Annotated in this window: 10 protein-coding genes; 1 reads left to right on the top strand and 9 read right to left on the bottom strand. The window is 44.9% G+C overall.

All coding sequences use genetic code 11. From position 1 onward, the window contains the following. The coding region (gene hcp, locus GKG41_RS22360; protein WP_154262725.1) for a hydroxylamine reductase at positions 1-648 on the top strand (648 nt) is incomplete at its 5' end. A gap of 238 nt (positions 649-886) precedes the next feature. On the opposite strand, the gene GKG41_RS22355 is transcribed toward hcp, so the two are convergent. From GKG41_RS22355 to GKG41_RS22315, 9 genes are all read right to left on the bottom strand, one after another. Next, positions 887-1,234: a hypothetical protein gene (locus GKG41_RS22355; RefSeq protein ID WP_018213991.1), complete on the bottom strand. Its 348-nt coding sequence runs from the start codon at positions 1,232-1,234 to the stop codon at positions 887-889. 333 nt (positions 1,235-1,567) lie between these two features. Further along, positions 1,568-2,443 carry a methionyl aminopeptidase gene (locus tag GKG41_RS22350; RefSeq protein ID WP_026184156.1) on the bottom strand — a complete coding sequence of 292 codons (876 nt, stop codon included), beginning with the start codon at positions 2,441-2,443 and terminating at the stop codon, positions 1,568-1,570. A 49-nt stretch (positions 2,444-2,492) separates the two neighbouring features. Next, a complete protein-coding gene (locus GKG41_RS22345; RefSeq protein ID WP_026184155.1) occupies positions 2,493-2,834 on the bottom strand; it encodes an AraC family transcriptional regulator in 342 nt (113 codons plus the stop codon). A 296-nt stretch (positions 2,835-3,130) separates the two neighbouring features. Further along, positions 3,131-3,538, bottom strand: a complete 408-nt coding sequence (locus GKG41_RS22340; RefSeq protein ID WP_018213998.1) for an arsenate reductase ArsC — start codon at positions 3,536-3,538, stop codon at positions 3,131-3,133. After that, the gene (gene arsB / locus GKG41_RS22335) at positions 3,535-4,581 is read right to left on the bottom strand and encodes an ACR3 family arsenite efflux transporter (RefSeq protein ID WP_018213997.1); all 1,047 of its coding nucleotides are present in this window, start codon (positions 4,579-4,581) and stop codon (positions 3,535-3,537) included. Before arsB ends, GKG41_RS22340 begins: the two co-directional genes overlap by 4 nt. Positions 4,582-4,585: 4 nt before the next feature. Continuing rightward, positions 4,586-4,960: a thioredoxin family protein gene (locus GKG41_RS22330; protein WP_312576926.1), complete on the bottom strand. Its 375-nt coding sequence runs from the start codon at positions 4,958-4,960 to the stop codon at positions 4,586-4,588. 94 nt (positions 4,961-5,054) lie between these two features. Continuing rightward, entirely contained in the window at positions 5,055-5,306 is a 252-nt protein-coding gene (locus GKG41_RS22325; RefSeq protein ID WP_139104090.1) for a hypothetical protein, read from the bottom strand. Between the two features lie 50 nt (positions 5,307-5,356). Further along, a complete protein-coding gene (locus GKG41_RS22320) occupies positions 5,357-6,130 on the bottom strand; it encodes a DUF2703 domain-containing protein (RefSeq protein ID WP_018213994.1) in 774 nt (257 codons plus the stop codon). A 15-nt stretch (positions 6,131-6,145) separates the two neighbouring features. Beyond that, positions 6,146-7,159 (bottom strand): permease, encoded by a 1,014-nt coding sequence (locus GKG41_RS22315; RefSeq protein ID WP_020072878.1) that lies wholly within the window; start codon positions 7,157-7,159, stop codon positions 6,146-6,148. Positions 7,160-7,182: the final 23 nt, after the last annotated feature.

Below are 7,182 nucleotides of genomic sequence, written 5' to 3'. Positions count from 1 at the left end.
TGTCCTCATATCACAGCTGATGAAAATGGCAAAAAAGATTTTTCTGAAATTATTACGATGGCAAAGCAGTGTAAGCCACCTGTAGAAATTGAAACAGGCAGTATTGTTGGCGGGTTTGCTCACAATCAGGTTTTTGCTCTTGCAGATAAAGTGGTGGATGCCGTAAAATCAGGTGCCATTAAGAAGTTCTTTGTGATGGCAGGCTGTGATGGCAGAATGAAATCTCGTGAGTATTACACCGAGTTTGGGAAAAAACTGCCTAATGACACAGTTATTCTTACAGCGGGATGTGCCAAGTACCGTTACAATAAACTTGGATTAGGAGATATCGGAGGCATTCCAAGAGTTCTTGATGCTGGTCAGTGTAATGATTCCTACTCGCTTGTAGTAATCGCATTGAAGCTGAAAGAAATATTTGAACTTGAGGACGTTAACGATCTGCCGATTGCATTTAACATCGCATGGTATGAGCAAAAAGCGGTAATTGTCTTACTTGCGTTACTTTATTTAGGTGTGAAGAATATCCATCTTGGTCCTACCTTACCAGGATTTTTATCTCCGAACGTTGCAAAGGTCCTTGTTGAAAAGTTTGGTATTGCAGGTATCGGACAAGTTGATGATGATATCAAGTTATTCATGGGCGAATAATTCGTACTGATATTTTAAATAAAAGGCAAAGATTCTGATTAACATTGGAATCTTTGCCTTTTGTGTTTGAAAGCAAACCTATAATCGTCCTTTTGCAAGGATTGACTGGACTATTCTTGGCATGTAGACAAAGCAAGAGCCGTTGCGTCAAGTAAGATGCAACGGCTCAAATTCGTGATAAGTCAGATTTTATTGTGTAGGTGAAGTTAAACTACTAACAGAGGGTGTGCTCATACCCTTACACAATGTTTTCACCCAAAATAATTTTTGGCATAGTGGTTAAGCATCTGTTCCATCGCTTGTAAAAATGCTCTAACCCTAACTTTGACACCCTTGCGTGAGTTTCTTCATCTCTAACAGTCCAATGTAAAACATAAGTGACTTTGCCTACATTGCGTGTGAGGCGAACAGGCAATGCCCCTTCTTTAACGGCATTAAAATCTGTTTGGCGGTGGGTGCGTTTGATATATCTAACTTCAATAACACCATCCTGCTCCATATAAAAGGCGGCAACCTCTTTCATAAGTTGCTCAATTTCCTCTTGCTTTTCAATCTTTGCCTCATAGATACAAATTTCATTAAACATTTATTGCACCACCTCACACATTATATAAATTATATAAAACTTGCTCACCGAGCGTTAATTTCCCATGCTACCGTTTCACAAAAGTTTTACACGGCAGATATATAAAGTGAGTTTACCATAGTAAAGCGGAACTTTCAATTAAACAAATATGAACAATGGAAAGGACACAGATACTATGAAAAAGTCCGTTCGCCATCCTTTTGCAAGGATACTCTGGACTATTCTTGGCATGTAGTAATAATGAGTAGGTCCAGTTCTGCAAGGAGCTGGGTCTGCTCATTTAGGTTCTCATTATGCTCATAATAAGAAATTCTGGTTATTCCTAACTGTTCATTAATATGCCAACACCTCATAACCAGTTTCGGTTACTAACACCTGTTTTTCCCATTGCGCAGAAGGCTTCCCATCAGCAGTGCGAATAGTCCAATTATCGCATTTATCTGTTACTATATTGGATTTTCCCATATTTATCATAGGCTCTACAGTAAAAACAAGTCCTGGGACTAAGAGCATTCCTGTTCCTTGCTTTGTCACATAACCGACCCAAGGATCTTCATGAAATTGTAGACCAATACCGTGGCCTCCGATTTCTCGAACGACAGAATATCCATTTTCCCTTGCATGGTCTTGAACAGCTTGCCCAACATCACCAAGAAATCCCCACGGTTTTACCTGTTCAATGCCCAGCTCCACACACTCTTTCGCAACATCAACCAGTTTTTGTTTCTCAGCGGAAACAGCACCAATGCAAAACATGCGTGAAGAATCTGAAAAAAATCCGTTATAAATTGTAGACACATCAATATTTACAATATCGCCGTTTCGCAGGAATATACGATCAGAGGGGATACCATGACATACAACATCATTAATTGAGATACACACGCTCTTAGGGTATCCGTCAAAATTGAGTGTTGCTGGAACGCCTCCCAGTTCCTTGGTTTTTTCGAAGATAAGCCGGTCAAGCTCTTCCGTGGTGATTCCATCAACCGCATAATTTGCAATGAAATCCAGTAAAGCGATGTTTCGTTTGCTGCTTTCCCGAATACCTTCAATCTGTTGTTTTGTTTTAAGCAATTTTCGATAAGGCACTTCATATCCCTTTAAGCGGTAGATTTCAATTTGCTCATCAATAGGGCCATGACATTTCTTATATTTTCGACCGCTGCCACACCAGCAGAGATCATTTCTTCCAAACTTGTCAGACATTTTATCTCCTCGCATTTACAAATTCGGAGGGAGCAATACGCCCTATAGACTAAGGTGAGCTAAGAGAAACACCGGAAGTTTTCCGATATTGGCGTGGCGAGCATTGAAACGCTTGTGAAAAAGCTCTTGCAAACGCTTCAGATGACGAGTACCCATATCGAAAAGCAATATCGGTTATTCTGTCATTGGTTATGCAAAGATCATTAGCAGCAGCTTTTAATTTACATTGGGCAAGAAATTGTTTATATGTCATACCCATGTGCTCCCGAAACTTTGTAGAGCAGTAATACGGTGAATAACCAACATATGATGACATATCTTGCAGGCTTGGGCTTTCTGTTATGTTATTTTCTACCCACTTTGCCATTGTTTCTATTGTTTGAACAGACATTTGCTTCACTCCTTTCTCCAGTATATCAATTCTCACAGACAATTACCTGATATAAGTTGCACATATGAGATAAAGTGCTTGCCGATAATCTCCGTAATTTGGCTGCAGCAGGAGTTTACGGATACCTTTAATTACTGTACAGATTATAAATAATTAGCAATTCAAATACTTGTTAAAAGTTATCGTACCATATGTTGCCGCAAATTTCCACTGTCCTTATGCAAGTATTGACTGGACGATACTGGGGATGTAACGGAGAATAGAAAAACGAGGCTGACAAACGCCAGCCTCGTTCTTTATAGTTTGTTGTCAGCGATTCGCTCTCTCAAATTCTCAATTTTAGAGCGGATTGCTTTTATAGTACGTTCAAAGTCCACATCGCTTTTGCCGGTTGGGTCATCTAACCCCCAATCCTCCCTGTGCATACAGGGCAAAAAAGGACACTGCACATTGCAGCCCATGGTCACCACGATATCCACTGGGGGAATCTCCTCCAGCAGCTTACTGCGCTGAGTTCGCTCCATGTCGATGCCATAAATCTGCTTCATCAGCCGCACAGCATCCTGATTGATTTGCGGCTTTACTTCCGTTCCGGCAGAATAGCTTTCAAAGACATCAGACGCAAGGTACTTGCCCAGTGCTTCGGCAATTTGGCTGCGGCAGGAGTTGTGTACGCAGATAAATGCTACTTTAGGTTTGCTCATACTGGAAACCATCCTTTCGTTTTGTTGGCGATTTTTACAAGCAACAGCATCACCGGCACCTCGGTCAGCACGCCAACTACGGTGGCAAGAGCCGCCGGTGAAGTAGTACCAAACAATGCAATCGCCACAGCGACCGACAGTTCAAAGAAGTTGGACGCGCCAATCATCCCCGCAGGGGCGGCAATATCATGGGGCAGCTTCAGCCATTTGCAAGCAAAATAAGCGATGAAGAAAATAAGGAAAGTTTGCAAAACAAGCGGCACAGCAATGAGTAGAATGTGCAGCGGATTATTCAAAATCACATCACCTTGGAAGGAAAACAGCAATACCAAAGTGAGCAGCAGACCAATGCTGGTGGCATTATCAAATTTATGGACAAAGGTGTTTTCAAAATACTCTGTGCCCTTGCGATTTGTCACCAGCACACGGGTCAGAATACCGCCCGCAAGCGGAATGACTACAAATAAAATGACCGATAAAATCAGCGTGTCCCATGGCACGGACACGTTGGAAACGCCCAGTAGGAATTTCACAATCGGCACAAAGGCAACCAGAATAATCAAATCGTTGGTTGCTACCTGTACTACGGTGTAGGCAGGGTTTCCTTTGGTGAGCGTGCTCCAGACGAACACCATCGCTGTGCAGGGTGCCGCACCCAAGAGTACTGCACCCGCCAGATACTCCTTGGCGAGGTCAGGGGCAATCAAGCCCTTAAAAACCACATAGAAAAATAGCGCGGCGATACCGTACATGGTGAACGGCTTGATGAGCCAGTTTGTCACCCATGTGACGAATAACCCCTTTGGGTTTTTCCCCACATTTTTGACGCTCTGGAAATTCACCTTCATCATCATGGGATAAATCATCACCCAAATGAGGATGGCGACCGGAATAGAAACTCTGGCATACTCAAAACGGCCTAAAAATGCAGGAACGGCAGGTAAAAGTTTACCAATTAAAACACCTGCCGTCATACAGAGAGCAACCCACACGGTCAGGTATTTTTGAAAGAAGCCAATGCTTTGTGATTTTTCCTTTGCCATAAATTTACCCCCGTACTTTTTGCAGGATTTTAACGACCTCGTCCTTTTTTAAAACCTTTCCAAAGGAAACGACCTTGCCGTCCACAACCAATGCAGGAGTTGTCATCACACCGTAAGCAGCGATCTGTGTAAAGTCTGTCACATGGTCAATGGTGGCATCCATGCCAAGCTCTTTGAGCGCTTCCAAGGTAGCCGCTTCCAGTTGATTGCACTTTGCACAGCCCGAGCCAAGCACCTTGACGGATGAACCGCTCACTTTTGCTTTTTCGGCTTCCGCAATCGTTTCTGTATTGCAGTCACCGCCACAGCAGCAACCGGAGTTTTTTGCTTTTGCTTCTTCGTCAGCTTTCTTTGCGGCAATTTCGGAGGGCTTGCACATTTCCCCGCAACCACACTGCACCAATTCTTCCTCTGCATTTTTCTTTTTACCAAAACCAAACAATGCCATAATAAAAACCTCCTTAAATTCATGATTAGAAACCTGAATATAACAAATAGAAACCGATGAGCAGGATCACCGCGCCCATGACGATTTTCAAAATAGCGCTAGCTTTTCCATACTTCTCGCTTTGGGAGAGCTTTTGGGCAAAGCCCATGGAAGGCTCCGCAATCACGGCGAGAATGCCGTGCCCAATGAAATAGAGCAGCAGTAGCAAAACACTCCATACAAGGCTGCCCGCCGTGGCCGCAAGGATACCCAAAACCGTAAAGGTCAATCTCGGCAATGACGGCGAAAATCAAAAGTGGAATAACTGTTTTTATATCCTTTGTTTACTCATCCGCAAGTACCTTCAGGGCAGCAACCGGTCTTCACAGCTTTTCCCTCAAAGAAGTTTTTGAGATTTTCTGGAAGTGAATACTCGCCGCAGTCACAAACGGGCTGCACCATGCCGAGCACAGCTCTTAGAATTCCTTCAGCCAGCATGGCTTTGGGCGGTACTTCATAGGCTTGACCTTTGTATGCAAAGGTACGACAGGTCACATCGGTTCCGCTGATTTCACCACAGCAGCCGCAGGTGTTTTCCGCAACAGGTCCGCAGATATCCTGCCCATTTACACGAATGGTGGGCGACGCAAGGAATCGGTAGTGCTCCGCCAGTTCTTTTGTGGCGATCTGTACCTTTTGAAGCCGCATGGTATATCCGGCAGCCTCCAGAGCGGGCGCGATACTGCCCAAAACTTCTTCCAGTACCGCATCGGCGCCGATACAGCGGTCACAGGTATTGAGATCAAGATAGAGATATTCCACAAGCACAGCCTTGGAGGAATCCTCCTCACAAGCCCCGCCGCGGCAGCAATCTACGCTTTTTTTTGCACTGCATTCGCCGTTTGGCGGTGTCCAGCCAGTATCGTCGCCTACATAGGAGATGGCGCCTGCCGGACACTTGTTGCCGCAGCCGTGGCAACGGTCAATGCAGTTTCCGGGTTGCATCACCACAGGGGACGGGGCTTTTGCTTTGTTATAAACACTGTGGGAGCAAAAATCCACGCAGGTTCCGCATTCAGTGCAAGCAAGATAATCGATGACTGGATACCAGTTTTTAGCCATTCTCTTTCCCTCCCATTAAACCAGTAGATACTGGAAAATATTAAACAGATAGCCAACAATGATAATGCCGATGGTGCAGATGGCAATAAATGTGCCCAACAGCTTCGGCTTTACCGCCTTGCGCAGCATGATGATGGAGGGCAGGGAAAGCGTTGTGACTGCCATCATAAAGGAGAGAACCGTACCAAGCTGCGCGCCTTTGTAGAGCAGCGCTTCGGCCACCGGAATCGTGCCGAAAATGTCAGCGTACATGGGAACGCCAAGCAGAGTTGCCAGCACTACCCCAAAAGGATTATTGCTGCCAAGCACCATCTCAATCCAGCTTTCAGGAATCCAGTTGTGGATGATAGCTCCGATGCCCACGCCAACCAGAATGTACGGCAGAACTTTTTTGAAGGTTGACACCACCTGATCCTTGGCGTAAATGACACGCTCTTTGCGGGTTAAGTCAGGCGATTCAATATCTACGCCGCTTGCCGAGCGAATGAATTCTTCCACATAGTTTTCCATGTGAAGTTTTTCAATCAGCGTACCGCCAACGACCGCGATAACCAGGCCCACAACGACATAGACGATAGCGACCTTTGTGCCAAAGATGCTCATGAGCAGAACGAGCGACCCGAGGTCTACCATGGGTGAGGAAATCAGAAAGGAAAAAGTCACGCCAAGGGGCAGTCCGGCACTGGTAAATCCAATGAACAGAGGTATGGAGGAGCAAGAGCAAAAAGGCGTTACCGTGCCAAGCAGTGCTGCCATGATATTTGCCCACACGCCGTGAAAGCGGCTCATAATTTTCTTGCTTCGTTCCGGCGGGAAGTAGCTTTGAATGTACGAGATGATGAAAATCAGCACGCAGAGCAGTACGGTGATTTTTAGTACATCATAGATAAAGAATTGAACGCTGCCACCAATTCGTCCTGTTACATCAAGACCGAACAACGAGAGCAGATTACCGATTAGGGCGTTGAGCCATTTCATTCCAAGCACTTGGTCTTGAAAGAACAGCCACGTATTTTGAAGGATCTCCATAGGGTAAGCGCCTCTCTTTCTTA

This window comes from Lactonifactor sp. BIOML-A5 (assembly GCF_009677585.1).
In the GTDB taxonomy this organism is placed as follows: domain Bacteria; phylum Bacillota; class Clostridia; order Lachnospirales; family Lachnospiraceae; genus Lactonifactor.
Note: the sequence above shows the minus strand (reverse complement) of the source record. Positions and strands in the feature narration are given on the sequence as shown.